This is a genomic window from Streptomyces sp. NPDC085946, assembly GCF_044540485.1.
Classification (GTDB): Bacteria; Actinomycetota; Actinomycetes; order Streptomycetales; family Streptomycetaceae; genus Streptomyces.
On record NZ_JBITSF010000019.1, the window covers coordinates 1 to 23,353 of the forward strand.

A 23,353-nucleotide genomic window follows, 5' to 3' on the forward strand; every position below is an offset into this window, starting at 1 on the left:
TGTTCCTGCTGTCGGACGGCTACCTGGCCAACGGCTCCGAACCCTGGCGCATCCCGGAACCGGACGAACTCCCGGACCTCACCGTGCGGTTCGCGCAGGGGTCCAACCACACGCTGGAGGACGGCACCGAGGTGTTCTGGCCCTACAAGCGTGATCCGCGCACCCTGGCCCGGCCGTGGGCGGTGCCGGGCACGCCGGGGCTGGAGCACCGCATCGGCGGCATCGAGAAGCAGGACGGCACCGGCAACATCTCCTACGACCCGGCCAACCACGACTTCATGGTCCGCGTCCGGCAGGCCAAGGTCGACGGCATCGAGGTCGCGGACCTGCAGGTCGACGACCCGGACGGCGCCAGGACCCTGGTACTGGGCTGGGGCTCGACCTACGGGCCGATCACCGCCGCGGTGCGGCGGCTGCGCGCGGCCGGGGAATCGATCGCGCAGGCGCACCTGCGGCACGTCAACCCCTTCCCGCGAAACCTCGGCGAGGTGCTGCGGCGGTACGAGCGGGTGGTGGTCCCGGAGATGAACCTCGGCCAGCTCGCCACCCTCATCCGGGCGAAGTACCTGGTCGACGCCCACTCGTACACCCAGGTCAACGGCATGCCGTTCAAGGCGGAACAGCTCGCCACGGCGCTCAAGGAGGCCATCGATGGCTGAGACGGTCACGGAAGGCACGGGCACGATCGAGGCGCTCTCCCTCGTCCCGAAGGCCGAGGGCCGGCAGTCCATGAAGGACTTCAAGTCCGACCAGGAGGTGCGCTGGTGCCCGGGCTGCGGGGACTACGCGATCCTGGCGGCGGTGCAGGGCTTCATGCCGGAGCTGGGGCTGGCCCGGGAGAACATCGTCTTCGTCTCGGGCATCGGCTGCTCCTCGCGGTTCCCGTACTACATGAACACCTACGGGATGCACTCCATCCATGGCCGCGCCCCCGCCATCGCGACGGGGCTGGCCGCCTCGCGCCGCGACCTGTCGGTGTGGGTGGTGACCGGTGACGGTGATGCGCTGTCCATCGGCGGCAACCACCTGATCCACGCCCTGCGCCGCAACGTCAACCTCAAGATCCTGCTGTTCAACAACCGGATCTACGGGCTGACCAAGGGCCAGTACTCCCCCACCTCCGAGGTCGGCAAGATCACCAAGTCGACGCCGATGGGCTCGCTGGACGCGCCCTTCAACCCGGTCTCCCTTGCCCTGGGCGCGGAGGCGTCGTTCGTGGCCCGCACCCTCGACTCCGACCGCAAACACCTCACCGAGGTGCTGCGGCAGGCCGCCGCCCACCCGGGCACCGCCCTGATCGAGATCTACCAGAACTGCAACATCTTCAACGACGGCGCCTTCGACGCCCTGAAGGACAAGCAGCGCGCCGAGGAGGCCGTCATCCGCCTGGAGCACGGCCGGCCGATCCGCTTCGGCGCCGGCCTCGCCAAGGGCGTCGTCCGGGACCGCCTCACCGGCGACCTGCGGGTGGTCACCGTGACACCGGAGAACCAGGACCAGGTCCTGGTCCACGACGCGCACGCCGCGTCCCCCACCACCGCCTTCGCGCTGTCCCGGCTCGCCGACCCCGACACCCTGCACCACACCCCGATCGGCGTCCTGCGCTCCGTCGACCGGCCCGTCTACGACGCGCAGATGACCGACCAGCTCGACACCGCGGTCGAGCGGCACGGCAAGGGCGACCTGGCCGCGCTGCTCGCCGGCGGCGACACCTGGACCGTCGTCGGCTGACGCCGCCGGAGGTTCACGAGGCCCGGGCCGCTGCGGCCCGGGCCTCGTCGTATGCCTGGCGGGCCCGCTCGACGGCGGCCGTCCGGCGCGCGGTCCACTCCGCCAGCGCGCGCACCTGCTCGGCGGCCTCGCGGCCCAGCCCGGTGAGGGAGTAGTCGACGCGCGGCGGGATCACGGGGTGCGCCTCGCGGTGCACCAGGCCGTCCCGCTCCAAGGTCTGGAGCGTCTGGGTGAGCATCTTCTCGCTGACCGTCCTGCCCCGCGCGCCGATCTCGCGGCGCAGCTCACTGAAGCGGTGCGGCCGCTCCAGGAGGGCGATCAGCACCAGCACGCCCCAGCGGCTGGTCACGTGCTCCAGGACGAGCCGGTGGGGGCACATCGCCTCGGCGTCCCTGCTCGGGTCACTTACTGCCATGCCAGTACCTTACTTCGAAGTGGGTACTTTCCAAGAGTTAGCGCCTCTCGTAGGGTTAGTGAAGAAGCACCCCCACAAGGAGAGTCCTCACCATGAGCATCGTCGTCACCGGCGCCACCGGACAGCTCGGCCGCCACGTCGTGGAGCAGTTGCTGGAGAAGGTCCCGGCCGAGCGGATCACCGCCGTCGTCCGCACCCCGGAGAAGGCCGCCGGCCTCGCGGCCCGGGGGGTGCGGATCGCGGTCGCCGACTACAACGCCCCCGAGACCTTCGACGGCCTGTTCGCGGCCGGCGACAAGGTGCTGCTGATCTCCGGGAACGAGTTCGACAAGGGCCGGGTGCGGCAGCACCGGGTGGTCATCGAGGCCGCGCGGGCCGCCGGCGCCGCCCTGCTCGCCTACACCAGCGCCCCCGGCAGCCTGACCGCCGCGCTCGCCGACGACCACCGGGGCACCGAGGAGGCGCTGCTCGCCTCCGGCCTGCCGTACGTGCTGCTGCGCAACGGCTGGTACCACGAGAACTACACCGAGAACCTCGCCCCCGTGCTGGCGCACGACACGGTCGTCGCCGCCGCCGGCGAGGGCCGGGTCTCCTCCGCCTCCCGCGCCGACTACGCCGCGGCCGCCGTCGCCGTGCTCACCGGCGAGGGCCACGAGAACACGACCTACGAGCTGGGCGGCGACGAGGCGTGGAGCTTCGCCGAGTACGCGGCCGAGCTGAGCCGGCAGACCGGCCGGGAGATCGGCTACCGGGCGGTCACGACCGAGGAGCTCACCGGCATCCTGACCGGCGCCGGCCTGCCCGGGCCGCTGGCCGCGGTCCTCGCCGGGGTGGACACCTCCATCGAGAAGGGCGAGCTGGTCGTCCCCGGCGGTGACCTGTCCCGCCTGATCGGCCGTCCGACCACCCCGCTGTCCGAGGCCGTCGCCGCCGCCCTCCAGGACTGACCCCGGCGGGCCCGCGCACCCCGTTCCACTGTCATGACCGTATGGCGATACGGACATGACAGGCGGGGGTCCCCGGCGTTACCGTCGTGCCCGAACGACGTGCGCGAAGGAGGGACCCGTGACCGGGAAGCCGAAGGGTGAGCGGCACATAGGACTGCTGAACGGCTTCGCGGCCTACGGGATGTGGGGCCTGGTGCCCCTGTTCTGGCCGCTGCTCAAGCCCGCGGGGGCGGTGGAGATCCTGGCCCACCGGATGGTGTGGTCCCTGGCCTTCGTCGGCGTGGCCCTGGTCGTCCTGCGGCGCTGGGCGTGGGCCGGGGAGCTGCTGCGGCAGCCGCGCAAGCTGGGGCTCGTCACGGTCGCCGCCGCGGTCATCACCGTCAACTGGGGCGTGTACATCTGGGCCGTGAACGCCGGACACGTCGTCGAGGCCTCGCTCGGCTACTTCATCAATCCGCTGGTCACCATCGCCATGGGCGTCCTGCTGCTCAAGGAGCGGCTGCGGCCCGTGCAGTGGGCGGCGGTCGGCATCGGTCTCGCGGCCGTCGTCGTGCTGACCGTCGGCTACGGCCGTCCGCCGTGGATCTCGCTCTGCCTGGCCTTCTCCTTCGCCACGTACGGGCTGGTGAAGAAGAAGGTCAACCTCGGCGGGGTCGAGTCGCTGGCCGCCGAGACCGCGGTCCAGTTCCTGCCCGCGCTCGGCTACCTGCTGTGGCTGGGCGCCCAGGGCCGGGCCACCTTCACCACCGAGGGGCCGGGACACGCGGCGCTGCTCGCCGCGACCGGCGTCGTCACCGCGGTCCCGCTGGTCTGCTTCGGCGCGGCCGCGATCCGCGTGCCGCTGTCCACGCTGGGGCTGCTGCAGTACCTGGCCCCGGTCTTCCAGTTCCTGCTCGGCGTCCTCTACTTCGGCGAGGCCATGCCGCCCGAGCGCTGGGCCGGCTTCGCCCTGGTGTGGCTGGCGCTGATCCTGCTCACCTGGGACGCGCTGCGCACCGCGCGCCGGACCGCCCGCGCCCTCGCCCGCGGGACCGGCGCGCCGGGCACCGCGGTGGCGCGGGGCCCGGTGGCCGCCGCACGGGAGCCGGAGGGCGTTCCCTCGGGGCCCGGGCGGGCCGCGGCGGAGACGCCGGCCGCACGGCCGTAGCGCTCGCGGCCGACGACCGGCCGCGGGCCTCACACGGGCGACCAGCCACAAGGCCCGCGCGGGCGTCCGGCCGCGGGCCTCACACGGGCGACCAGCCACAGGGCCCGCGCCGACGACCGGCCGCAGGGCCCCGCAGGCACCCCGGTGTCCCGTGCCCCGCGGCCCCGCGCCCCGTGGGCGGCCCACCCGGTCGGCGGCCCACCCGCCGGCGGTCCACCGGGGGCGGCGGGCGCGGCACTATAAGTGGTCCCATGACCGAGACACCCGCACCCCTGCACTGGAAGCTCGTCATCGACGCCGGCGACCCGCACGCCCAGGCCGACTTCTGGGCCGCCGCGCTGCACTACGAGGTCGAGGACAACAGCGCGCTCATCGAGAAGCTGCTCGGCCTGGGCGCCGTACCGGCGGACCTCGTGGTCGAGTTCCACGGCCGGCCCGCCTGGCGGGACCTGGCCGCCGTACGGCATCCCGGCGACCCGGTCCAGGAGGAGAGCGGCACCGGGCTGGGGCGGCGGCTGCTCTTCCAGCGCGTACCGGAGGCCAGGACGGTGAAGAACCGGCTGCACGTCGACGTGCACGCGGCCGCGGGCCGGCGCGAGGAGGAGGTCGCGCGGCTGGAGAGGCTGGGGGCGGGCGTGCTGCGGCAGGTGCGGGAGCCCGGCGGGGAGTGGGTCGTGATGGCCGACCCGGAGGGCAACGAGTTCTGCGTGCACTAGGGCGGCCGCACAGGGGCCTCCGGTGCCCCAACCGGCTGTCCTGATAACACTCTTGACGGAGAGTCAGCCTCAGCTTCACCATCCAGGGACCCCATTCACTCCGGAGTCCCCGTGGCCACCCCACGGGGACTCTTCTGGAATTCGGAGCCCCCACATGAAGCTCTCCGTTTCCGGGCGCGCGGCGGCGGCCTGTGCCGTCGCCGTCGTCACGCTGGTCACCGGTGGAACCGTGGCCGGCGCGTCACCCGCGCCCCGGCAGGCGGCCGCCGCGCCCGACATACCCCTGACCGGCGTCAAGGCCCACCTGACCCAGCTCCAGTCCATCGCCACCGCCAACGGCGGCAACCGCGCGCACGGCCGGACCGGCTACCGCGCCTCCCTCGACTACGTGAAGGCCAAGCTGGACGCGGCCGGGTACACCACCACCATCCAGCAGTTCACCGCCTCCGGCCGCACCGGCTACAACCTGATCGCCGACTGGCCCGGCGGCGACACCAATCAGGTCGTGATGGCGGGCTCCCACCTCGACAGCGTCTCCTCCGGGGCCGGCATCAACGACAACGGGTCCGGCTCGGCGGCCGTCCTGGAGACCGCGCTGGCCGTGGCGCGCACCCAGTACCAGCCCACCAAGCACCTGCGGTTCGCCTGGTGGGGCGCGGAGGAGCTGGGCCTGGTCGGCTCCCGCCACTACGTCAACAGCCTGTCGTCCGCCAACCGGGCGCGGATCAGCGGCTACCTGAACTTCGACATGATCGGCTCGCCCAACCCCGGCTACTTCGTCTACGACGACGACCCGGCCATCGAGAAGACCTTCAAGGACTACTTCACCGGCATCGGCGTGCCCACGGAGATCGAGACCGAGGGCGACGGCCGCTCCGACCACGCGCCGTTCAAGAGCGCGGGCGTGCCGGTCGGCGGCCTGTTCACCGGGGCGAGCCGGACGAAGACCGCGGCGCAGGCCGCCAAGTGGGGCGGCACGGCGGGCCAGGCCTTCGACCGCTGCTACCACTCCTCCTGCGACACGACCGCCAACATCAACGACACGGCGCTGAACCGCAACAGCGACGCCCTCGCGTACGCGGTGTGGGAGCTGTCGCAGTAGCCGCCGGGGCCCGCTCCGGACCGGGCCGCCGGTGAGCGGCGCCCCTAGCGGCCCGCGCGGGCGGTCAGGCGGCCCATGCGGGCCCGGGCGGACTCCAGTTGCTCGATGTCGTCGGCGGCCGGGCCGTCCTCGGCGGTCAGCCCGGTCCACAGGCCGATGAGCTCACCGCCCAGTTCCAGCCCCAGCAGCGGGTCGCGCACCGCGCGCCAGGCGGTGGCCGCGCTCTGCACGTTGCCGTACGCGGCCTCCGCGTCGCCCGCGCGGCGGTGGATCCCGGCCAGGTCGAGGGAGAGACGGAAGGCCCGGACCGGGTCACCCGCCAAGTAGGCGATGTAGGCGCTCAGTTCGCGCAGCCGGAGCACCTCCGGGTGCTCCGGCCCGAGCGTTTCCGACGCCTGCGCCACGGTGTCCTCCGCCAGCCGGGCCGCCGTGTCGATGCGCCCGGCCTTCACGGCCTCGTTGATCCGGCCGACCGGCTCCGCGAGGAGGGCGGGCGCCGCGCCGCCGGCGGTGGGCGGTCCGTCGCCGAGCACGGCCTCGGCGACGGCGTCGAAGCCGCGGGCCGGGGTGGGCTTGGGATCGGGTTCGGGCCCGAGGTCGTGGACGGGCTCCGGCGTCCGGCGGGCCGGGCGCGACGGGGCGCCGGAGGGGCCGGACGCGTCCGGCGGCAGGGGCTGCGGCTGTGACTCCGGCCGCGGCTCGGGCACGGCGTCGGAGACCTGCCCACCGCGCACGGGCGCGGGCCGGGCGTCCGCCGGCACGGTGTCCATGGCGGGAGGCGGGCCGAACTCGCCGGTCGGCGGCAGGACCGTGCCGGGAGGCGTGGCCCCGGCCGGCTCGGGAACGGCCCGCAGCGCGAACGTCGGCACGGGTTCCGCGCCGGACGCCGGGGACTCGGGCACCGCCCGCAGGCGGAACGTGGGCGCGCTGTCCCGCGTTTCCTCATCCGCCGGACGCAGGATGTGGGTGGGCTTGTCCCGTCCGGGCGCGGGGGCTTCCGCAGCGGAGGCCGGGGCGGCGGGAGCCGCAGGTGCGGAGGCCGGGGCGGCGGGCGCGGGTACCGGGGGCGCGGACGGCTCGGGGGCCGCGGGTGCGGGGGCCGGACGCACCGGAGCCGCGGGCGCGGAAGGCGCGGAGGCGGCAGGGGCGGAGGCCGGGGGAACGGGAGCCGGGGGCGCGGAAGGCGCCGGGGCCGTGGGGGCGGTGTCCCGCGGGGAGCCCGTGCGGACCGGCTCGGCGGTGAAGTGGCTGGAGCCGTCCGTGTCGACCCGGAGCGGGACGACGTAGCCGATGCGCTCGTCGTGGACCGTGGCGTGGACGGGGTGGCCGCCGGCGAGGGCGATGCGGTGGAGGCGGTTCAGGACGGCCTGCTGGATCTCCTGGCCGGGCTCCGCGGCCACCGGCACGCCGCCGACCGACGCCCCGGCCGGCATCCCGTCGAAGGCGCCCCGCGGGCCGGTCCCCGACCCGTGGACCCGGACCTCGATCGGCGTCGCCGCAGGGGTCGCCGCGTGCGCGGCCTGCTTCTGTTCCCGCTTCTTCTCGCGGCTGAGTCGAGCCATCGTCCCCTCATTCGGCGTCGTACACCTACCGTCGAGTCTGTCCGTTCGCCCGCCGTTCTCACGTCACCGCGGTGTCACAGGCTCGTCCCAAGGGCCGCGGGGCCGGGCGCGGGCGGCGGCGGACGGCATGAAGATCGTGCCGACGAGCAGGAGAGGGGCATGCGGACAGCGATGGAACGAGGACCGGAGATCTGGATCCGCGGGCCGGTGGCCGCGTCCGAGGCGGTGCCGCCGGAGCCCGCCCGGGTCCCGGCGGCGGCACGGCGTTTCGCCTGGGTCGGCACGCACGGCGGCGCCGGGGTCTCCACGCTCGCCGCCGTCTTCGGCGGCCGGGACTGCGGACGCGCCTGGCCGGGTCCGGCCGGTCCGCACTCGGTGCTGCTGGTCGCCCGGACGCACGCGGCCGGGCTGGAGGCCGCCGCCCGGGCCGTGGAGGCGTTCCGGCGCGGGCCGGTCCCGCCGGGGCTGGACCTGGACGCCGTGGTCCTGGTGGCGGACGCGCCGGGGCGGCTGCCGCGGCCGCTCGCCCAGCGCATCCCGCCCCTGGAGTCGGCCGTCGACGTGTACCGCGTGCCGTGGGTGGCGGCCTGGCGCCTCGGTGACCTGGGCGGGCGCCCGCCCCGCGAGACGGAGGCGCTGGCCCGCCTGACGGGGGCCGTGCGCTGACGCGGGCCCCGGGCCGCCGCGGCGGGCGGCACCCCTTGGCGCCTTGCATGCATACGCATATGATGCACGTGCGCACTATTGCCGTACGCCGACTTTCTGGGGGACCGCCATGACGACCCGCCGCTTCCTGTTCGTGCTGGGCAGCGCCCGGCCCGAGGGCAACACCGAACTGCTGGCCCGCCGGGCCGCCGAGCAGCTGCCGGCGGACGTGGAGCAGCAGTGGATCCACCTCGCCGACCATCCGCTGCCCGACTTCGAGGACCTGCGCCACGACAGCGACCACGTGCGGCCCACGGAGGGCAGCCTGGCCCTGCTGCTCGACGCCACGCTCGCGGCGACGGACCTGGTGATCGCCTCGCCGCTGTACTGGTACTCGGTCTCCAGCTCCACCAAGCGGTACCTCGACCACTGGTCGGCCTGGCTGCGCACCCCCGGTGTGGACTTCAAGGCGACGATGGCCGGCCGCACCCTGTGGGGCGTCACCGCGCTCGCGCACGAGGAGGGGGAGGTGGCCGACCCGCTGGCCGGCACGCTGAACCACTCGGCCGCCTACCTGGGGATGCGGTTCGGCGGGGTGCTGCTCGGCAACGGCAGCAAGCCCGGTGACGTGCTGAAGGACGAGGAGGCGCTGACCCGCGCCAAGACGTTCTTCGCCCGCGAGGCGCCCTTCGCGCGCTTCCCGTACGAGACGCCGTGAGCCGCGCGCGGTGAGGTCCGGGGCCGGGCGGCTACGCGGTGATGTCCTTCGCCGTGAAGCGCGCCCAGGCCGCCGAGCCGAACACCGCCGCGTACAGCGCCTGCAGGCCGAGGTTCCTCACCAGGCCGTCCCAGTGGACCGGCTCGCGCATCAGGTCGGCGAAGGACAGCCAGTAGTGGGAGAAGAAGTACGGCTGGAGGGCGTCCAGTTGGGGGATCTGGTCGAGGATCTGCACGGTGATCAGCAGTCCGACGGTCGTCGCCATCGCCGCGACGCCGCTGCCGGTCAGCGTGGAGACGAACAGGCCGAGCGCCGCGACGCCGACCAGTGACGCGGCGACGACCAGGGCGATCAGCAGCGCGCGGCCCAGGCCCTCGGCGAAGCCGATCCGCGTGCCGGAGAGCGTCGTCAGGTCGCCGAGCGGGAAGAGCAGCGCCCCGACGGTGAGCGCCGAGACGGCGACCACGAGGGTGGCCACCAGGCAGAAGGCGACGACGGCCGCGTACTTGACGAGCAGCAGGCGGGTGCGGCCGGCGGGCGCGACCAGCAGGTAGCGGAGCGTGCCGGCGCCCGCCTCGCCGGCGATCGCGTCGCCCGCCACCACCCCGATCGCCATGGGCAGGAAGAACGGCAGCGTCGCGGCCAGCGCGGTGAAGACCAGGAACAGGCCGTTGTTGGTGACCTGCGAGATGAACGCCGGACCGCCCGCGCCGCCCCCGCCGCCCGACGGACCGTCGCCCGTCTCGATCTTCACGGCGATCCCGACGAGGACCGGCACGGCGGCCAGCACCCCCAGGAGCGCGAGGGTGCGCCAGCGCCGGAAGGTGGTCAGCAGCTCGCTGCGCAGCAGGCCGAGGGCCCACAGCGGACTCGGGGCGCGCACCGCGCCCGGGGCGCTCCCGGCGCCCGCGGCCCTCCCGCCGGTGTCAGCCCGCGACATCGAACCCCTCCCCCGTCAGCGCCACGAACGCGTCCTCCAGCGAGGCCCGTTCGACCGTGAAACCGCGTACGCGGACGCCCGCCGCGACCAGCGCGGCGTTCACCTCGGCGAGATCGCGGCCCGGCGGTTCGCAGGTCACCCGGTCGTCGGTGACGACGACGTCGCCGGCGCCCTGCTCCTTCAGCACCCGGGCCGCGTCCGCCGGGTCCGGCGTGGTCACCGCGAGCCGGCCGCGCGCTTGCGCGGCCAGGCCGGCGACCGGGCCCTGGGTGATCAGCCGGCCCCGCGCCATCACCGCCGCGTGGGTGCACACCTGCTCGATCTCGTCGAGCAGGTGCGAGGAGAGGAAGACGGTCGTGCCGTCCGAGGCGAGTTCCCGCACCAGGGTGCGGATCTCGCGCATGCCCTGCGGGTCGAGGCCGTTGGTCGGCTCGTCGAGGACCAGCAGCCGGCGCGGCCGGAGCAGCGCGGCCGCGAGGCCGAGGCGCTGCTTCATGCCCAGCGAGTACGCCCGGGCCTTCTTGCCCGCGGCGGCCGTCAGGCCCACCCGGTCCAGCGCGGCGTCCACCCGGGTCCGCCGGGTGCGGGGGTCGGCGGTCGGGTCGGCGGCGTCGTACCGCAGGAGGTTGTCGCGGCCGGAGAGGAAGCCGTACGGGGCCGGGCCCTCGATGAGGGCGCCGACCCGGGGCAGCACGGTGCGGGCGGAGCGCGGCATGGGCCGGCCGAGGACGTGGGCGGTGCCCGAGGTCGGTTCGATCAGGCCCAGCAGCATGCGGATGGTGGTGGTCTTGCCCGAGCCGTTGGGACCGAGGAAGCCGAAGACGCTGCCCGCCGGGACGGTCAGGTCCAGGCCGTCGACGGCGCGCTGTCCGCCGCGGTAGCGCTTGGTGAGCCCGCGGGTGGCGATGGCGGCGCCCCCGGCGGCTCCCGTGTCCGGCTCCGTGGCGGACGGCTCGCCCATCGGCTCCCTCGATTCGTCGTGCCCGCGGCGGATGCGCCGGGGACCTGGCGGCCCGGTCCCTACTTCCCCGCGTCGGCCGCCTTCACGAGCGCGTCCTTGGTGACGGCGCCCACGTAGACCTTGCCGTCCTCGGTGATCAGGGCGTTGACCAGACGGGTGCTGAAGACCGTGCCGGACCCGAACTTGCCGGTGGCCTTGTCGCCCAGCGAGTCCAGGAAGCCGCCGGCGTCGCCGCCGGACCCGGCCGCGGGCAGGCCCTCGCCGCCCGTGTCGAAGGCGGCTATGGTGCTCCAGCCCTCGCCGATCGTCCTCACGCCGTCCTGGCCCCGGGCGCCGCCGAGGCCGCCGAGCTCCTCGGCGAGGCCGCGCCCGGACTCCCCGTGCCGCTCCGCGTCCTCCGCCGCGCGGCCGAGCTCGTCGTCCTCCGTGACCTCGGCGCCCTTCGGCGGGGTGAAGTCGAAGGTCGACGCGGCCGGGCGGGCGAAGCTGACCTGGGTGAAGCCGACGTCCACGACGGCGGCGCCGCCGCTCGCCGGGGTCAGCGTGAACTTCAGCGGCAGGCCGGTCTCGGCGTCCACGGCCACGCTGACCGCCCCGACCGTGGAGCCCTCCTGCCGGGGCTCGACCAGCAGCTTGTAGGCGTCGCGGCCGGCGACCTGCGCGGTGCCGTCCACGGTCACCGACGTCGTGCCGTCGACGGCCTTCAGGGCCTGCTCGGCGAAGTCCTTCGGCGTGGCCGGGGGCCGGTGCTCCCCGCGGGCTGCGCCCTCCTCGGCGGTGCCGTGGTAGACCTCGTTGGACGCGCTGTCGTAGCCCCAGACGTCCTTGCCGTCGCGGATCAGGCTGTACTCGGCCGCGTCCTCCAGCAGGGACAGCTTCTGCCGGTCGGGGCCGTCGGCGGCGACGCGCAGCGTGTGCGTGCCGGAGACCAGTTCGGTGAGCCTGGCCGACGGGTCGGCGGAGGAGCCGCCGTCGTCCGCGCGTCCGGCGCCGGACAGCAGGCTGCTCTCCAGACCGCCGAGGTCCGGCAGGCCGAGGTCCGTGGTGATCTTCACCGTGCCGGACAGCCGCTGGACGTCCGACTCGGCGATCTTCTGGACGAGCTGCTGGGCGGTGATCTCCGGAAGGTCGGGGTCGCCCGAGTCGGCGATCGCGGGGACGAGCCCGATGGTCGCGGCCGCCACCCCCATGACCGCGACCGGGACCACGTACCGTGCGGCCTTGCGGCGCCCGGCGCGCGGCTCGTCCGCCTCGCCGGCGGTCGTGTGGTCGTCGGATGCGTACGGTGCCATGTGTGCCCTACCTCCGTCGTCGGCGGCGGCCGCCGGTCTCGATTCCTCGCGTGTCGTGTCCTCGCACCGGTTCACCGTCGAGCCGCCATTCTCACCCGAATCGGTGAGTTGTGGTGATGTCCGTCGTGACCATCTGACCAAATCGGCCGCGCGGATACGTCAGCCCCCGGACGCAACTCCGCGTACTGCTGCGGTATGACACACGGGGGCGGCGCCTCCCCCCGACCCGTAGGGGTCGTACGGGGTGACGCCGCCCGTCGCCGTGACGCGCACCGCTCCGCCGGGCCAGGGGCTGCCGTCCGGATCAGGTCGCGGGGAATCGGCCGCAGGTCGTCGGCGCCGCGTCCGCGGCGTGATCCGAACGAGAGCCCCTAGCCGGCCCGGTGCACCACCGCGTCGCACAGCTCCAGCAGGGCCGCCTTCGCCGCGCACTCCGGCAGCGGGGCCAGCGCGGCCCGCGCCTCCTGCGCGTAGCGGACGGTGTCGCGGCGCGCCTGCTCCAGGGCGGGGTGGGCGCGCAGCAGGCGCAGGGCCTCGCCGTGGCGGGCGTCGTCGGTCAGGTCGGAGTCCAGCAGCGCGCACAGGGCGACGTCCTCGGCCAGTCCCAGCCGGGCCGCGCGCTCCCGCAGCCGCAGCACCGGCAGCGTGGGGATGCCCTCGCGCAGGTCCGTGCCCGGCGTCTTGCCGGACTCGTGGGAGTCGGAGGCGATGTCCAGGACGTCGTCCGCGAGCTGGAAGGCGACGCCGAGCCGCTCGCCGTACTGGGTGAGCACGTCCACGACCCGCTCGTCGGCGCCGGACATCATCGCGCCGAACCGGCAGGACACCGCCACCAGCGACCCGGTCTTGCCGCCCAGCACGTCGAGGTAGTGGTCGACCGGGTCCCGCCCGTCCTGCGGCCCCGCCGTCTCCAGGATCTGCCCGGTGACCAGCCGCTCGAACGCCAGGGCCTGGACGCGTACGGCCTCCGGTCCCAGGTCGGCCAGGATCTGCGAGGCGCGCGCGAAGAGGAAGTCGCCGGTGAGGACCGCGACGGAGTTGCCCCAGCGGGTGTTCGCGCTGGGCACGCCGCGCCGTACCGCGGCCTCGTCCATCACGTCGTCGTGGTACAGCGTCGCGAGGTGGGTCAGTTCCACCACCACGGCCGACGGCACGATCCCCGGCGCGTGCCGGTCGCCGAACTGCGCGGAGAGCATCACGAGCAGCGGCCGGAACCGCTTGCCGCCGGCGCGCACCAGGTGCTGGGCGGCCTCCGTGATGAAGGGCACCTCGCTCTTGGTGGCCTCGAGCAGCCCTTCCTCGACAGCCGTCAACCCGGCCTGGACATCGGCTTCCAGAGCCTGGTCCCGCACGCTCAGCCCGAACGGCCCGACGACGGTCACGAGGGGTCTCCTGTCTGCTGGTGTCTACTGGCGATTACGCGGTTTGTCGATAGGTCGCTGCCCTCACTCAAGTCAGCGTATCCGGTCACGTTTCGATCACCGCCAGCGCCCACGTCCCCAGTCTCGACGTCGATCGACCGGGAGACGTCCACGCCGGGCCGGACCGTGTCGGATCACGTCCGGAATGTTTTCGATCGGTTCGCCGGAACACCACCGCGGACGGGTATCCCGGCACCCTGTCCGATTTGCCGCAAATGGCAAATGAATTCCCCTAGAGGGGAAATGCCCATCACTTTTGTGATCAGTGAAGTGAGTCACTCGGGCACCATTCGCCCCAGTCGGACACAAGGTGCCTTTCCGCCTTGCCCGAAACGCCAGTTGAGCGTCGCGAGAGCAAAGGATCAAGCACCCCATAAACCCCATCGAAAGATCAAACGGCGACTTCTGTGATGTCGCCGCTTGTTCCCGACATGTGCTCTCGCATACGTTCCGGGCCTGCCGGGCGGACGCCGAATCCTGCCACCGCCCGTGCCCCCTATCGACCACTTCACTCACGCACGGCAGGAGCGGGGGACCCAGGTAAGCCGCCGGACCGGGCATCGCACCGGAACGGCTCGGGGTGAAGCCGCCACCACGCGGCCGGGCACCTCCCCGCCCGAACCCGACAGCTCACCTCGCAGGCGTCGGAGAGGAACATCGCCATGCCCGCACGAGGCAAGCACCGCCGTCCCGGCCGCAACCCGTTCACCCGCGGCGTCGTCGCCGCCGGCACCGGCACCGCCGCGCTCTCGCTCCCCCTCCTGGGAGCGGCCGCCGCGCACGCCGCCGAGCCGTCCCCGTCCGCGCCCGCCGCCGCCGTGTCGCGGACGGCCGGGGCCGACCAGGCGTCCCCGTCCCTGACGTACACCGTGGTCAAGGGCGACACCCTGTACCGGATCGCCGAGCGGCACGACGTGTCCGGCGGCTGGCGCACGCTCTACCGGGACAACCGCGCCGCCGTCGGCGACAACCCCCGGCTGATCCACCCCGGCCTGGAGCTGAAGGTCGCGGCGTCGCAGGCGGACGCCGGGGACTCCGGCGCCTCCGGGGCCGCCGCGCAGGGCGGCACGGCGACCCCCTCGTCCGCGCGGAGCACCGAGCCCGCCGTGGCCGCCGAGCCGGCCGCGCCCGCCGCCGCGCCCGCCGCCGAGGCCGTACCCGCCGCGGCCACCGAGCCCGCCGCCGAGGCCGCCCCCGCCGCGGCCACCACGTACTCCGACGACCTCGACGGCTGGATCCGCGAGTCGCTGGACGTCATGGCGCGCAACGGGATCCCCGGCACGTACGAGGGCATCCACCGCAACGTCATGCGCGAGTCCTCCGGCAACCCGCTGGCCATCAACAACTGGGACTCCAACGCCGCCGCCGGCACCCCCTCCAAGGGCCTGCTCCAGGTGATCGACCCGACCTTCCAGGCCTACCACGTGCCCGGCACGTCCTGGGACCCGTACGACCCGGTCGCCAACATCACCGCGGCCTGCAACTACGCGGCCCAGCGGTACGGCTCGATCGACAACGTCTTCGGCGCGTACTGAGTCCCGGCGCCCGGGGCTTCCGCCTAGAGGACCGCCGGGACGCCGCCGAAGAGCCGTTCGAGGACGACGGCGATGCCGTCGTCCTCGTTCGATGCCGTGATCTCGTCGGCGACGGCCTTGAGCTCGGGATGGGCGTTGGCCATGGCGACGCCGCGGGCCGCCCAGTCGAACATGGGGATGTCGTTGGGCATGTCGCCGAAGGCGATGGTCCGCTCCGCGCTCAGCCCCAGGTGGTCGGCGGCCAGCGCCAGGCCGGTCGCCTTGGTGACGCCGCACGGCTGGAGTTCCACCGTCCCGGGCCCCGACATGGTGACCGTCGCCAGGCCGCCGACCACCGAGCGCGCGGTCGCCGCCAACTCGTCGTCCGACAGGTGCGGGTGGCGCAGCAGCACCTTGCTGATGGGGGCGCACCACAGGTCCTCGCGCCGCCCGACGCGCAGCGCGGGCAGGGTGGGGTGGGGCATCAGGTAGCCGGGTTCGATGAGCGTGAGCCCGTCGGTCCCGTCCTGGTCGACCGCCGCGTACACCTCCCCCACCTCCGCCTCGATCTTCTCGAGCGCGGTCTCGGCCAGCTCCCGGTCCAGGGTGACCGACCACAGCAGACGGTGCGCGCCGGCGTCGTACAGCTGCGCGCCCTGCCCGCACACCGCGAGCCCCCGGCACCCGAGGTCGTCGAGGAGCGGCCGCACCCTGGGTGCCGGCCGGCCGGTCACCACGAGGTGGTGGGCACCGGCCCGCGCCACCCGCGCGAGCGCGGCGAGGGACCGGTCGGAGAGGGTGTCGTCGCCGCGCAGCAGCGATCCGTCCAGGTCGGTGGCGATGAGTGAGTACGCGGTGGGAGCGGCCATGATCAGAGAATACGGATACCGGGACCCTCCGATTCACCGCGATCATTGTGATCACCACGATCACCGTGATCGCCGTGAACAGGGTGATCATCCCTGATCACCGTGATCGCCGCGATCATCCCCGGGGCGTCGGCGGAGGCGCCGGCGGGGCATCCGCATCGGCCGGGTACGACCGGTTGAAGGCCTCTGCACCACTTGGCGGCAACTTGCTCCGCTCCCTACCGTCGGGCCGGTCCCGGGCGGTACCTTCCAAGTGTCCAGGGGGGACTTGATCGGGGGGTCAGGTTGAGCAGGGGACGTGGCGCACGCGTGCGCGTGCTGGAGCCCGGGGAGCTCGGCGAGGGGGACAGGGAGCGCTGGCGCAAGCTGCGCGCCGACGCGGGGGTGCCGCGCAACCCGTTCATGGAACCGGAGTTCACCGACGCCGTGGGCGGCGTGCGGCCGGGTGCGCGGGTGGCGGTGGTGTACGAGGGGCTGGAGCCGGCCGGCTTCCTGCCGTACGAGCGGGGCCCGTTGGGGCAGGGCCGGGCGATCGGGCTCGGGGTGTCGGACAGCCAGGGCGCCGTGCTGCGGCCGGGCCTGCGCCTGGAGACCGGGGAACTGCTGCGGGCCTGCGGGCTGTCGAGCTACGCCTTCGACAACCTGGAGGCCGGGCAGGACCTGTTCGTCCCGTACGCCGCCGAGGAGCACGCCACGTACGTCGTCGACGTGGAGAAGGGCTACGAGACGTACGAGTCGGTGCTGCGCGCCCGGTCGCCGAAGTTCCTGAAGACCACCCTCGCCAAGGAGCGCCGGATGGACCGGCAGGTCGGCGAGGTGCGGTTCGTGTTCGACGAGCGCGACCCGGCCGCGCTGCGCACGCTCGTGCAGTGGAAGTCGGCGCAGTACCGCCGCACGGGCCGCCGGGACCGGTTCGCGCAGGAGTGGATCGCCCGGCTGGTGTCCCGGCTCGCCGCGACCCGGACACCGGAGTGCACGGGCACGCTGTCCGTGCTGTACGCCGCCGGCCGTCCGGTCGCCGCGCACTTCGGGCTGCGCTCGGCCTCGGTGCTGGCCTGCTGGTTCCCGGCGTACGACCCGGGCTTCTCGAAGTACTCGCCGGGGCTCGTGCTGCACCTGCGGATGGCTCAGGCGGCGGCCGGCCGGGGGATCGCCCTGCTCGACCTCGGGCGGGGCGCGGCCGAATACAAGGACGCGCTGAAGACCGGCGAACGGCCCGTCCACGAGGGAGCGGCGACGCGTTTGGGGGCGGGTGCCGCGCTGCACTGGCTGAGCCGCGAACCCGCGCGCCGCGCCCACGGCTTCGTCCGCGGCCGGCCGCGGCTCGCGTCGCTGGCGGCCCGGAGCCTGAGGGGCGCGGCACGGCTGCGCCGGTCCTGACCAAGGGGAGACAAGGGCAGACAAGGGGAGGGGTGCCATGTCCCGCACCACGCGGGTGCAGGAGGAGATACGGCGGTTCCTGGCCATCGGCCCCGTCCAGGTGGCCGAGCTGGAACTGGACGACGGTGGCCTCAGACCCGGCCCGGGCAGCCCGCCGGTGACCCACGGCGAGGTGTTCGTGCTGGTCAGGAAGGGCGGCCGGCCGGTCGGCACCCTGCTCGGACGGGTCCCGGAGGGAGCCGCTCCGGAGGAGGTCCTGACGGCGCTGGCCCGGGAGGGGGGCGGCCCGCCGGCCGGTGCCGGGCCGGAGGCCGACGCGGCCGTCCCGCCGCCCCGCACCACGGTCGTGATCGCCACCCGGGAACGCACGGACCAGCTCGCCCGCGCGCTGGACTCGCTGCTCGCGCAGGACCACCCGCGCTTCGAGATCGTCGTCGTCGACAACGCGCCCGTGACCGGCGGGACGCGGGAGCTGGTCGAGCGCAAGTACGGCGAGCGGGTGCGGTACGTGTGCGAGCCGGTGCCCGGTCTCGCCGTCGCGCACAACGCCGGGCTCGCCGCGGTCCGCGGCGAGGTGGTCGCCTTCACCGACGACGACGTCGTCGCCGACCCGCGCTGGCTCACCGAGCTGACCGCGCCCTTCGCGGCCGACCCGGCCCTCGGCTGCGCCACCGGGCTGATCCTGCCCGCGCGGCTGCGCACCCCCGCCCAGGTGCTGCTGGAGAGCCACGGCGGCTTCGCCAAGGGGTTCGTCCCGCGGACGTACGACCCGGCGGACCCGCCGCCCGACGAGCCGCTGTTCCCGTTCACGGCGGGCCGCTTCGGCTCCGGCGCCAACATGGCGTTCCGCACGGAGGTGCTGCGGGGCGTCGGCGGCTTCGACCCGGCCACCGGCGCCGGCACGGCCGCCCGGGGCGGTGACGACCTCTACGGCTTCGTCCGGGTCCTCGCCGAGGGCCACCGGCTGCGCTACACGCCGTCGGCGCTGGTGTGGCACCACCACCGGGAGACCTGGCGGGACCTGGAGACCCAGGCGTACGGCTACGGCGCGGGCCTGACCGCCTACCTCACCGCGATCCTGGTCGACCGCCCCGGCCTGCTGCCGGCGTTCCTCGCCCGGCTGCCCCGCGGCCTCGCCCACGCCCGTGCGCTGACCGCCGCGCGGGACACGGACGGGGGCGGCGCGCCGGGCGCCCACGACACGCGCACGCACCCGTGGCCGCGGCGCCTGTCGCGCCTCCAGCGCAGGGGGATGCTGTACGGCCCGGTCGGCTACCTGCGCGCCCGCCGGGCCCTGCGCGCGGCGAGCGGGACGACCGCGACGAGCGCAAGGGGGCCGAGATGAAGGCGTCGGCCAGGGGGCGCGGCAGCCGTGGGAGGGCCGCGGGCGGAAGAGCCACCGGCGGGAGGGTGACGGGCGGGAGAGGGGACGAGGACGGCACAGGAGTGGCAGGGGGCTCCGGGGCGGCGGGCGGATGCTCGTCCGGAGCGCGCCCCGGTGGCCCCGCCGCCCCGGGCACCCCCGCCATTCCCGTCTTCCTGTACCACGCCGTGATGGACGACCCGCCCGCGTGGATCGCCGAGTTCACCGTCACGCCGAGGCAGTTCGCGGCGCACCTGGACGCCGTGGTCGCCAGCGGGCGTACGCCCGTCACGATCAGCGCGGTCGCCGCGCACCTCGCCGGGCGCGGCCCGCTGCCGCCCCGGCCGGTGCTGCTCACCTTCGACGACGGCTTCGCCGACCTGGCCGGGCCCACCGCCGAGGCACTGGCGGAGCGGGGGCTGCCGGCCACCGCCTACCTCACCACCGGGGCCCTCGCCCCGGGCGGCCGCTGCCTGCTGCCGCCCGCGCCGATGATGGCCCTGCGCCGGGCGGCGGAGCTGGAACGTCACGGCATGGAGGTCGGCAGCCACACCGTCACGCACGCCCAGCTCGACACCCTGCCCGCCCGGGACCTGGCGTACGAACTGCGGGTCTCCAAGGCCGTGCTGGAGGACGTCCTCGGCCATCCGGTCCGCCACCTCGCCTACCCGCACGGCTACAACAGCCCCCGGGTGCGCGCCATGGCCGCCCGCGCCGGCTACGAGACGGCGACCGCCGTGCGGCACGCGCTCAGCTCGGACCGCGACGAGCGCTACCGCATCGCCCGGCTGATCGTGCGGCGCGGCCACACGGTCGCCGACGTGGAGGGCTGGCTGACGGGGTGCGGGGCGCGCGTCGCCCCGTACCGCGACGGGCCGCGGACGGTCGCGTGGCGCTGGTACCGCAGGGCGCGCGCGGCGGTGCGCGGACCGGTCTTCGCGGGCTGACGCCCGGGGCCCGTCCGCTGCTCCGGCGGCCCCGTCCGCTGCTCCGGCGGCCCCGTCCGCTACTCCAGCGGCTGGTTCAGGTACGGGTCGGCGACCGCCTCGCGCAGGCTGTCCCAGGCCGCGTCGCCGGCCAGTGCCAGGTCGCAGTGCGGCCCCGGGTCGCGGAAGTTCCACTGGAGCGCGGCCTTGACGCCCTCCAGCCGCTTCAGCACCCGGGGCACCTCCGCGTACCACTGGGCCTGCCGCTCGGGCCGGGCCGTGTCCACGGCGGTGCCGAACTCCGAGAGCATCAGCGGCTTGTCGTCGGAGAGGTGCTCGCGGATCCAGGCGTGGGTGGCCGTCTGGGTCTGGGCGAAGGTCAGCCAGTCCGTGTCGTGGCAGCGGTAGTAGTTGTACTGGTTGTAGCCGATCCAGTCGACGTACGCGTCGCCCGGGTACATCGCCTCGAACAGCTCGCCGTGCTCCAGGTAGCCGGTGATGATCCACGTCCACACGACGTTGTCGACGCCCAGCGCGCGGAACCGGTCGTGGATGTGCCGGTGGGCGCGGACGAAGTCGGCCGGGGTGCCGTTGTCCGGGGTGCGGGTGTCCATCTCCAGGTCGAAGGAGAGGAAGACCTTCTTGCCGTAGTCCTTGATGCGCCGGGCCTGCACGTCGATCACCGAGGCGTCGAGGTCGCCGTCGGCGATCTGCCTCCAGGTCGGCTGCTGCTCCTGCGTGCCGCCCCACCACTTGCTCTCCCAGGACAGCAGCAGCAGGTGGTCCTCGCCGACGCGCCGCTCCTCGGGGGTGAGCAGCTGGCCCTCCCGGCGGGCGCCCTCGACCCGGGACATGTCGTGGTACGTGTACACGATGTCGAGCTTGCGGCCCACCCGGTCCTCGTAGGCGCGCACCTTCTCCCCCAGGTCGTCCCGCTCGTGGGGCACGAAGGCGCCGAACCAGGCGCCGCAGGGCGGTTCGAGCAGGGCCGTGGGGCGGCAGCCGGCGTCCTGCCCGGAGGGCACCGGCCCCCCGGTGCCCCGCTCCTCCGGCCGGGAGGCGTCCCGCAGGACGAGCACGGCCACCAGCACCGCGCAGGCCGCGGCGGCACCGGTGACCAGCAGCCGGCGCCGGGCGCGGGCGGCGGGCCGGGTGACGGGCCGAGCGGCTGCCGGGGCGGCCTGGCCCGTGCGCGGCCGCGGCCGGGGAGTGCGGTGCCGTCCGGCCGGGCCGGACGTGCCCCGGACCCGGCCGGGAAGGTGCCGCAGGGCGTCCGCGACACGGCGAAGGGGACGGGCGAACCTCACTGGACGGAACCCTTCCGTGGGCTCGGCGGCGTCCGCCGCGGCGCCGGGGCGCGCAGCTGCGGGCAGAACGCGGCGAGCGTGGTCAGCAGGGTCAGCGTCAGCAGCACGCGCTGCCCGCTGAAGGCGTGCGTGGCGATCAGCACCGTCGCGACGGTCATCACGGCGCCGACGCTCAGGAGGACGGCCAGCATCAGCCGCTCCAGCAGGTCGGAGTGGCGCTCGAAGTCCGGGTCCCGGCGCTCGGCGGGCCGCGCCCGCAGCGCGGGTTCGCACACTCTGACCGCGGCCGCGCCCGGGCCGGCCGCCAGGAAGACGGCGACGGCCGCGCCGCGCAGCGGCGATCCGCCGGGCAGGGCGAGCGCGGCCAGCGCCAGCCAGCCCCCGAACGGCGGCAGCATCCGCACCACCAGGTCCTGCGGTGTCATCGCGTCGCTCCCTCCGCCGCACCGGTCCGCTTCAGGACGTAGACCGCCCCGGCGCCGTTCTCCGCCACAAGCTCGAAGCGCGGCGACGCGGCGACGGATCTGCGGATGCGGTCCAGCTGGGCCCTGGTGAGCTGGCCGTTCATCTCGGAGTTGGCCGACTGCCCCCGGCTGAACAGCAGGTAGGCGCGGCGCGGGTGCTCCACCCCGGCCATGTCGTCGGCGAGGGTGGCGGCCGGGTGCGCGACGATCCGGTCGACGTGCCGCCGGTCGTCGTCGAGGAACCAGTAGTGGCCGACGCTCCCGTAGGACTCGTACGCCAGCGGGTAGTTGCGGTTGGCGGCGACGACGAGATCGCCCTCGGCGGCCCGGTCGAAGAGCTGCCGCACCAGGGCCACCTCCTGCGGCGGGAAGTAGTTGATGCGGTCCTTGCCCGCGTAGCTCGGCACGAACGCCAGGGTCCCGCCGAGCAGCGCGAGCAGCGGCACCCAGGTGCCGTGGCGTGCGGCGCGCGGCCGGCGCGTCCGCGCCGGGCGCCCGGTGCCGGCCCGGGGCGCGGGGCCGGTCTCGCGCTCCGGGCCGGTCTCGCGCGCGGTGGCCTCGGCGGCCGGGGTGCGCACCGCGGGCAGCAGCGCGGCGGCGGCGAAGAAGGCCGCGCCGGGCAGCATGAACATCAGCACCCGGAAGATCATCTCGCTGCCGTAGCTGCTCGCGCCGAGCATGGGCAGCGGGGCCGCGGCGATCAGCAGCAGCGGCAGCGCCCGGTGGCGCAGCTCCCGCCGGCGCACCACGCCGACCGCCGCGAACAGCATGACCGAACCCGACAGCAGCCGGGCCGCCCACGAGGTCGCCACCGCCCCGGTGCCGGTGGGGGTGGCGCCGTACCCCGTGGACACGTTGCCGCCGACGTCGCCGACGGAGCGGATCATGTCGGGCATCGCCGCGGACAGGAAGGGCAGCGCGGCCGTCGTGCACCACGCCAGGAAGATCACGACCGTGGTGGCCGCCGGGACCCAGTCGCGGTACCGGCGGGCGAGGCACAGCGCGAGCAGCGAGGCGGCCAGCATGCCCGGGGTGAGCTGGTGCGAGATGGTGATCGCCACGACCATCACCGTGATGACGGCCGTCCACACGGCCTGCCGCTGCCGGCCGCCGTCCCCGCCGGTCCGCGCGAACCGGCGCAGCACCACGGCCAGGATGCCGAGGTGCAGGGCGAAGGCCACGGACTGCGGCGAGAAGTAGTCCTGGCCCACCCAGTTGGCGACGTAGAAGAGCCAGACCGCCGTCCAGACCAGCCGCCGGTCCTCGGTGAAGGTGCGGTAGACCAGCAGCAGCGGGAGCAGCAGCAGCAGGCTGGAGACCAGCGGCCACCAGGCCATGTACATCGCCGCGCCGTCGACACCCAGCAGCCGCACCAGCGCGGCCTGGGCGGCGAAGAAGCCGGGCCACTGGTCGTAGACGGCCATGTCGCCGATCTGGTCCGCGGTCTGGAGCCCGCCGGCCGTCAGCAGGTGGTCGACGACCGCGTCGTGCTTCCACGCCCAGGCGTACAGCGGGGTCGGGTAGAGCACGGCCTGGGTGGCCCGCTCCATCACCAGCAGGCCGAGGACGTACGCCGCCGCCCAGGCCTGCGGCCGGCGCGGGTCGCGGACCGTGAACCAGAAACCGGCGGTGAGCACCGCGAGCCCCGCCCAGAACGCCGGGTGCAGCGCCGTGACCAGCCCGAAGTCGTCGAGCCGGGAGACATCGGTGTGGCGCACGGCGTACGTCCACAGCGCGAGCGCGGCGAGCAGCGGCACGCCGGGCCAAAGGGCCGCGGGGCGTCCCTGCCACACGGGGGGCAGGTCGGCGAGGTCGGTCACGGGGTGGGGGGCCGGGCTGGAGACCTCCGAGGACGACGAGGACGACGAGGACGACGAGGAGGGCCCCGGTGCGGGCACGGGGTCCGGTGTGGCTCTCTCCTGTGGAGTGGTCG

At 74.5% G+C, this 23,353-nt stretch carries 21 protein-coding genes, 1 pseudogene and 1 riboswitch; of the genes and pseudogenes, 12 read left to right on the forward strand and 10 right to left on the reverse strand.

The features are described 5' to 3' along the window. Positions 1–659: pseudogene (locus ACIF8T_RS29955) on the forward strand (2-oxoglutarate ferredoxin oxidoreductase subunit alpha); the annotation flags it as partial. After that, positions 652–1,731 (forward strand): 2-oxoacid:ferredoxin oxidoreductase subunit beta, encoded by a 1,080-nt coding sequence (locus ACIF8T_RS29960; protein ID WP_400039243.1) that lies wholly within the window; start codon positions 652–654, stop codon positions 1,729–1,731. The pseudogene ACIF8T_RS29955 and the gene ACIF8T_RS29960, both read left to right, overlap by 8 nt. 13 nt (positions 1,732–1,744) lie before the next feature. Here ACIF8T_RS29960 and ACIF8T_RS29965 read toward each other — a convergent pair whose 3' ends face one another. Further along, a complete protein-coding gene (locus ACIF8T_RS29965; protein ID WP_400039244.1) occupies positions 1,745–2,146 on the reverse strand; it encodes a winged helix-turn-helix transcriptional regulator in 402 nt (133 codons plus the stop codon). A gap of 92 nt (positions 2,147–2,238) precedes the next feature. Here ACIF8T_RS29965 and ACIF8T_RS29970 point away from each other — a divergent pair, with 92 nt between their 5' ends. The 4 genes from ACIF8T_RS29970 (at position 2,239) to ACIF8T_RS29985 (ending at position 6,058) form a co-directional block, all read left to right on the forward strand. Continuing rightward, the gene (locus ACIF8T_RS29970; protein WP_400039245.1) at positions 2,239–3,093 is read left to right on the forward strand and encodes an NAD(P)H-binding protein; all 855 of its coding nucleotides are present in this window, start codon (positions 2,239–2,241) and stop codon (positions 3,091–3,093) included. A 118-nt stretch (positions 3,094–3,211) separates the two neighbouring features. Continuing rightward, complete coding sequence (gene rarD, locus ACIF8T_RS29975) at positions 3,212–4,240, forward strand: EamA family transporter RarD (RefSeq protein WP_400039246.1); 1,029 nt, start codon at positions 3,212–3,214, stop codon at positions 4,238–4,240. 251 nt (positions 4,241–4,491) lie between these two features. After that, positions 4,492–4,956 carry a VOC family protein gene (locus ACIF8T_RS29980; RefSeq protein ID WP_400039247.1) on the forward strand — a complete coding sequence of 155 codons (465 nt, stop codon included), beginning with the start codon at positions 4,492–4,494 and terminating at the stop codon, positions 4,954–4,956. Positions 4,957–5,110: 154 nt separating this feature from the next. Beyond that, positions 5,111–6,058: a M28 family metallopeptidase gene (locus tag ACIF8T_RS29985; RefSeq protein WP_400039248.1), complete on the forward strand. Its 948-nt coding sequence runs from the start codon at positions 5,111–5,113 to the stop codon at positions 6,056–6,058. A 44-nt stretch (positions 6,059–6,102) separates the two neighbouring features. On the opposite strand, the gene ACIF8T_RS29990 is transcribed toward ACIF8T_RS29985, so the two are convergent. Beyond that, positions 6,103–7,620 carry a tetratricopeptide repeat protein gene (locus tag ACIF8T_RS29990; RefSeq protein WP_400039249.1) on the reverse strand — a complete coding sequence of 506 codons (1,518 nt, stop codon included), beginning with the start codon at positions 7,618–7,620 and terminating at the stop codon, positions 6,103–6,105. 159 nt (positions 7,621–7,779) lie between these two features. Between ACIF8T_RS29990 and ACIF8T_RS29995 the strand changes: the two genes are divergently transcribed. Together ACIF8T_RS29995 and ACIF8T_RS30000 are read left to right on the forward strand one after the other, a co-directional pair. After that, positions 7,780–8,286 carry a DUF6668 family protein gene (locus ACIF8T_RS29995; protein ID WP_400039250.1) on the forward strand — a complete coding sequence of 169 codons (507 nt, stop codon included), beginning with the start codon at positions 7,780–7,782 and terminating at the stop codon, positions 8,284–8,286. 109 nt (positions 8,287–8,395) lie between these two features. Further along, entirely contained in the window at positions 8,396–8,983 is a 588-nt protein-coding gene (locus ACIF8T_RS30000; protein WP_400039251.1) for a flavodoxin family protein, read from the forward strand. Between the two features lie 31 nt (positions 8,984–9,014). Here the strand turns inward: ACIF8T_RS30000 and ACIF8T_RS30005 are convergent, their stop codons facing one another. The 4 genes from ACIF8T_RS30005 to ACIF8T_RS30020 form a co-directional block, all read right to left on the reverse strand. After that, the gene (locus ACIF8T_RS30005; protein ID WP_400039252.1) at positions 9,015–9,923 is read right to left on the reverse strand and encodes an ABC transporter permease; all 909 of its coding nucleotides are present in this window, start codon (positions 9,921–9,923) and stop codon (positions 9,015–9,017) included. Continuing rightward, entirely contained in the window at positions 9,910–10,884 is a 975-nt protein-coding gene (locus tag ACIF8T_RS30010; RefSeq protein ID WP_400039253.1) for an ATP-binding cassette domain-containing protein, read from the reverse strand. The genes ACIF8T_RS30005 and ACIF8T_RS30010 overlap by 14 nt, the downstream gene beginning before the upstream one ends. A 59-nt stretch (positions 10,885–10,943) precedes the next feature. Continuing rightward, the gene (locus ACIF8T_RS30015; RefSeq protein WP_400039254.1) at positions 10,944–12,176 is read right to left on the reverse strand and encodes an outer membrane lipoprotein carrier protein LolA; all 1,233 of its coding nucleotides are present in this window, start codon (positions 12,174–12,176) and stop codon (positions 10,944–10,946) included. A 371-nt stretch (positions 12,177–12,547) separates the two neighbouring features. Further along, positions 12,548–13,558 (reverse strand): polyprenyl synthetase family protein, encoded by a 1,011-nt coding sequence (locus ACIF8T_RS30020; RefSeq protein WP_400039255.1) that lies wholly within the window; start codon positions 13,556–13,558, stop codon positions 12,548–12,550. A gap of 529 nt (positions 13,559–14,087) precedes the next feature. Further along, positions 14,088–14,256, forward strand: a riboswitch (cyclic di-AMP (ydaO/yuaA leader). A gap of 3 nt (positions 14,257–14,259) precedes the next feature. Here ACIF8T_RS30020 and ACIF8T_RS30025 point away from each other — a divergent pair. Further along, the gene (locus ACIF8T_RS30025; RefSeq protein WP_400039256.1) at positions 14,260–15,132 is read left to right on the forward strand and encodes a transglycosylase SLT domain-containing protein; all 873 of its coding nucleotides are present in this window, start codon (positions 14,260–14,262) and stop codon (positions 15,130–15,132) included. Between the two features lie 23 nt (positions 15,133–15,155). Here ACIF8T_RS30025 and ACIF8T_RS30030 read toward each other — a convergent pair whose 3' ends face one another. Then, positions 15,156–15,980: an HAD family hydrolase gene (locus ACIF8T_RS30030; protein WP_400039257.1), complete on the reverse strand. Its 825-nt coding sequence runs from the start codon at positions 15,978–15,980 to the stop codon at positions 15,156–15,158. Between the two features lie 315 nt (positions 15,981–16,295). On the opposite strand from ACIF8T_RS30030, the gene ACIF8T_RS30035 reads away from it, so the two are divergent. The 3 genes from ACIF8T_RS30035 (at position 16,296) to ACIF8T_RS30045 (ending at position 19,670) form a co-directional block, all read left to right on the forward strand. Next, complete coding sequence (locus ACIF8T_RS30035; protein ID WP_400039437.1) at positions 16,296–17,360, forward strand: GNAT family N-acetyltransferase; 1,065 nt, start codon at positions 16,296–16,298, stop codon at positions 17,358–17,360. Between the two features lie 37 nt (positions 17,361–17,397). After that, a complete protein-coding gene (locus ACIF8T_RS30040; RefSeq protein ID WP_400039258.1) occupies positions 17,398–18,705 on the forward strand; it encodes a glycosyltransferase family 2 protein in 1,308 nt (435 codons plus the stop codon). A 209-nt stretch (positions 18,706–18,914) separates the two neighbouring features. Next, a complete protein-coding gene (locus ACIF8T_RS30045) occupies positions 18,915–19,670 on the forward strand; it encodes a polysaccharide deacetylase family protein (protein ID WP_400039259.1) in 756 nt (251 codons plus the stop codon). 59 nt (positions 19,671–19,729) lie between these two features. Here the strand turns inward: ACIF8T_RS30045 and ACIF8T_RS30050 are convergent, their stop codons facing one another. The 3 genes from ACIF8T_RS30050 to ACIF8T_RS30060 are packed head-to-tail and all read right to left on the reverse strand — an operon-like array spanning position 19,730 to position 23,240. Continuing rightward, complete coding sequence (locus ACIF8T_RS30050) at positions 19,730–20,956, reverse strand: glycosyl hydrolase (protein ID WP_400039260.1); 1,227 nt, start codon at positions 20,954–20,956, stop codon at positions 19,730–19,732. Next, positions 20,953–21,381: a hypothetical protein gene (locus ACIF8T_RS30055; RefSeq protein WP_400039261.1), complete on the reverse strand. Its 429-nt coding sequence runs from the start codon at positions 21,379–21,381 to the stop codon at positions 20,953–20,955. Before ACIF8T_RS30055 ends, ACIF8T_RS30050 begins: the two co-directional genes overlap by 4 nt. After that, complete coding sequence (locus tag ACIF8T_RS30060; protein WP_400039439.1) at positions 21,378–23,240, reverse strand: glycosyltransferase; 1,863 nt, start codon at positions 23,238–23,240, stop codon at positions 21,378–21,380. Before ACIF8T_RS30060 ends, ACIF8T_RS30055 begins: the two co-directional genes overlap by 4 nt. Positions 23,241–23,353: the final 113 nt, after the last annotated feature.

What these genes read in the sequence shown, in the direction of transcription:
- ACIF8T_RS30025 (WP_400039256.1), top strand. Translation starts at nt 14,260, where the DNA reads ATGCCCGCACGAGGCAAGCACCGCCGTCCCGGCCGCAACCCGTTCACC.
- ACIF8T_RS29995 (WP_400039250.1), top strand. Translation starts at nt 7,780, where the DNA reads ATGCGGACAGCGATGGAACGAGGACCGGAGATCTGGATCCGCGGGCCG.
- ACIF8T_RS29990 (WP_400039249.1), bottom strand. Translation starts at nt 7,620, where the DNA reads ATGGCTCGACTCAGCCGCGAGAAGAAGCGGGAACAGAAGCAGGCCGCG.
- ACIF8T_RS30055 (WP_400039261.1), bottom strand. Translation starts at nt 21,381, where the DNA reads ATGACACCGCAGGACCTGGTGGTGCGGATGCTGCCGCCGTTCGGGGGC.
- ACIF8T_RS30045 (WP_400039259.1), top strand. Translation starts at nt 18,915, where the DNA reads ATGGACGACCCGCCCGCGTGGATCGCCGAGTTCACCGTCACGCCGAGG.
- ACIF8T_RS29985 (WP_400039248.1), top strand. Translation starts at nt 5,111, where the DNA reads ATGAAGCTCTCCGTTTCCGGGCGCGCGGCGGCGGCCTGTGCCGTCGCC.
- ACIF8T_RS29980 (WP_400039247.1), top strand. Translation starts at nt 4,492, where the DNA reads ATGACCGAGACACCCGCACCCCTGCACTGGAAGCTCGTCATCGACGCC.
- ACIF8T_RS30010 (WP_400039253.1), bottom strand. Translation starts at nt 10,884, where the DNA reads ATGGGCGAGCCGTCCGCCACGGAGCCGGACACGGGAGCCGCCGGGGGC.
- ACIF8T_RS29960 (WP_400039243.1), top strand. Translation starts at nt 652, where the DNA reads ATGGCTGAGACGGTCACGGAAGGCACGGGCACGATCGAGGCGCTCTCC.
- ACIF8T_RS30015 (WP_400039254.1), bottom strand. Translation starts at nt 12,176, where the DNA reads ATGGCACCGTACGCATCCGACGACCACACGACCGCCGGCGAGGCGGAC.
- ACIF8T_RS29970 (WP_400039245.1), top strand. Translation starts at nt 2,239, where the DNA reads ATGAGCATCGTCGTCACCGGCGCCACCGGACAGCTCGGCCGCCACGTC.
- ACIF8T_RS29965 (WP_400039244.1), bottom strand. Translation starts at nt 2,146, where the DNA reads ATGGCAGTAAGTGACCCGAGCAGGGACGCCGAGGCGATGTGCCCCCAC.
- ACIF8T_RS30000 (WP_400039251.1), top strand. Translation starts at nt 8,396, where the DNA reads ATGACGACCCGCCGCTTCCTGTTCGTGCTGGGCAGCGCCCGGCCCGAG.
- ACIF8T_RS30030 (WP_400039257.1), bottom strand. Translation starts at nt 15,980, where the DNA reads ATGGCCGCTCCCACCGCGTACTCACTCATCGCCACCGACCTGGACGGA.
- ACIF8T_RS30040 (WP_400039258.1), top strand. Translation starts at nt 17,398, where the DNA reads ATGTCCCGCACCACGCGGGTGCAGGAGGAGATACGGCGGTTCCTGGCC.
- ACIF8T_RS30005 (WP_400039252.1), bottom strand. Translation starts at nt 9,923, where the DNA reads ATGTCGCGGGCTGACACCGGCGGGAGGGCCGCGGGCGCCGGGAGCGCC.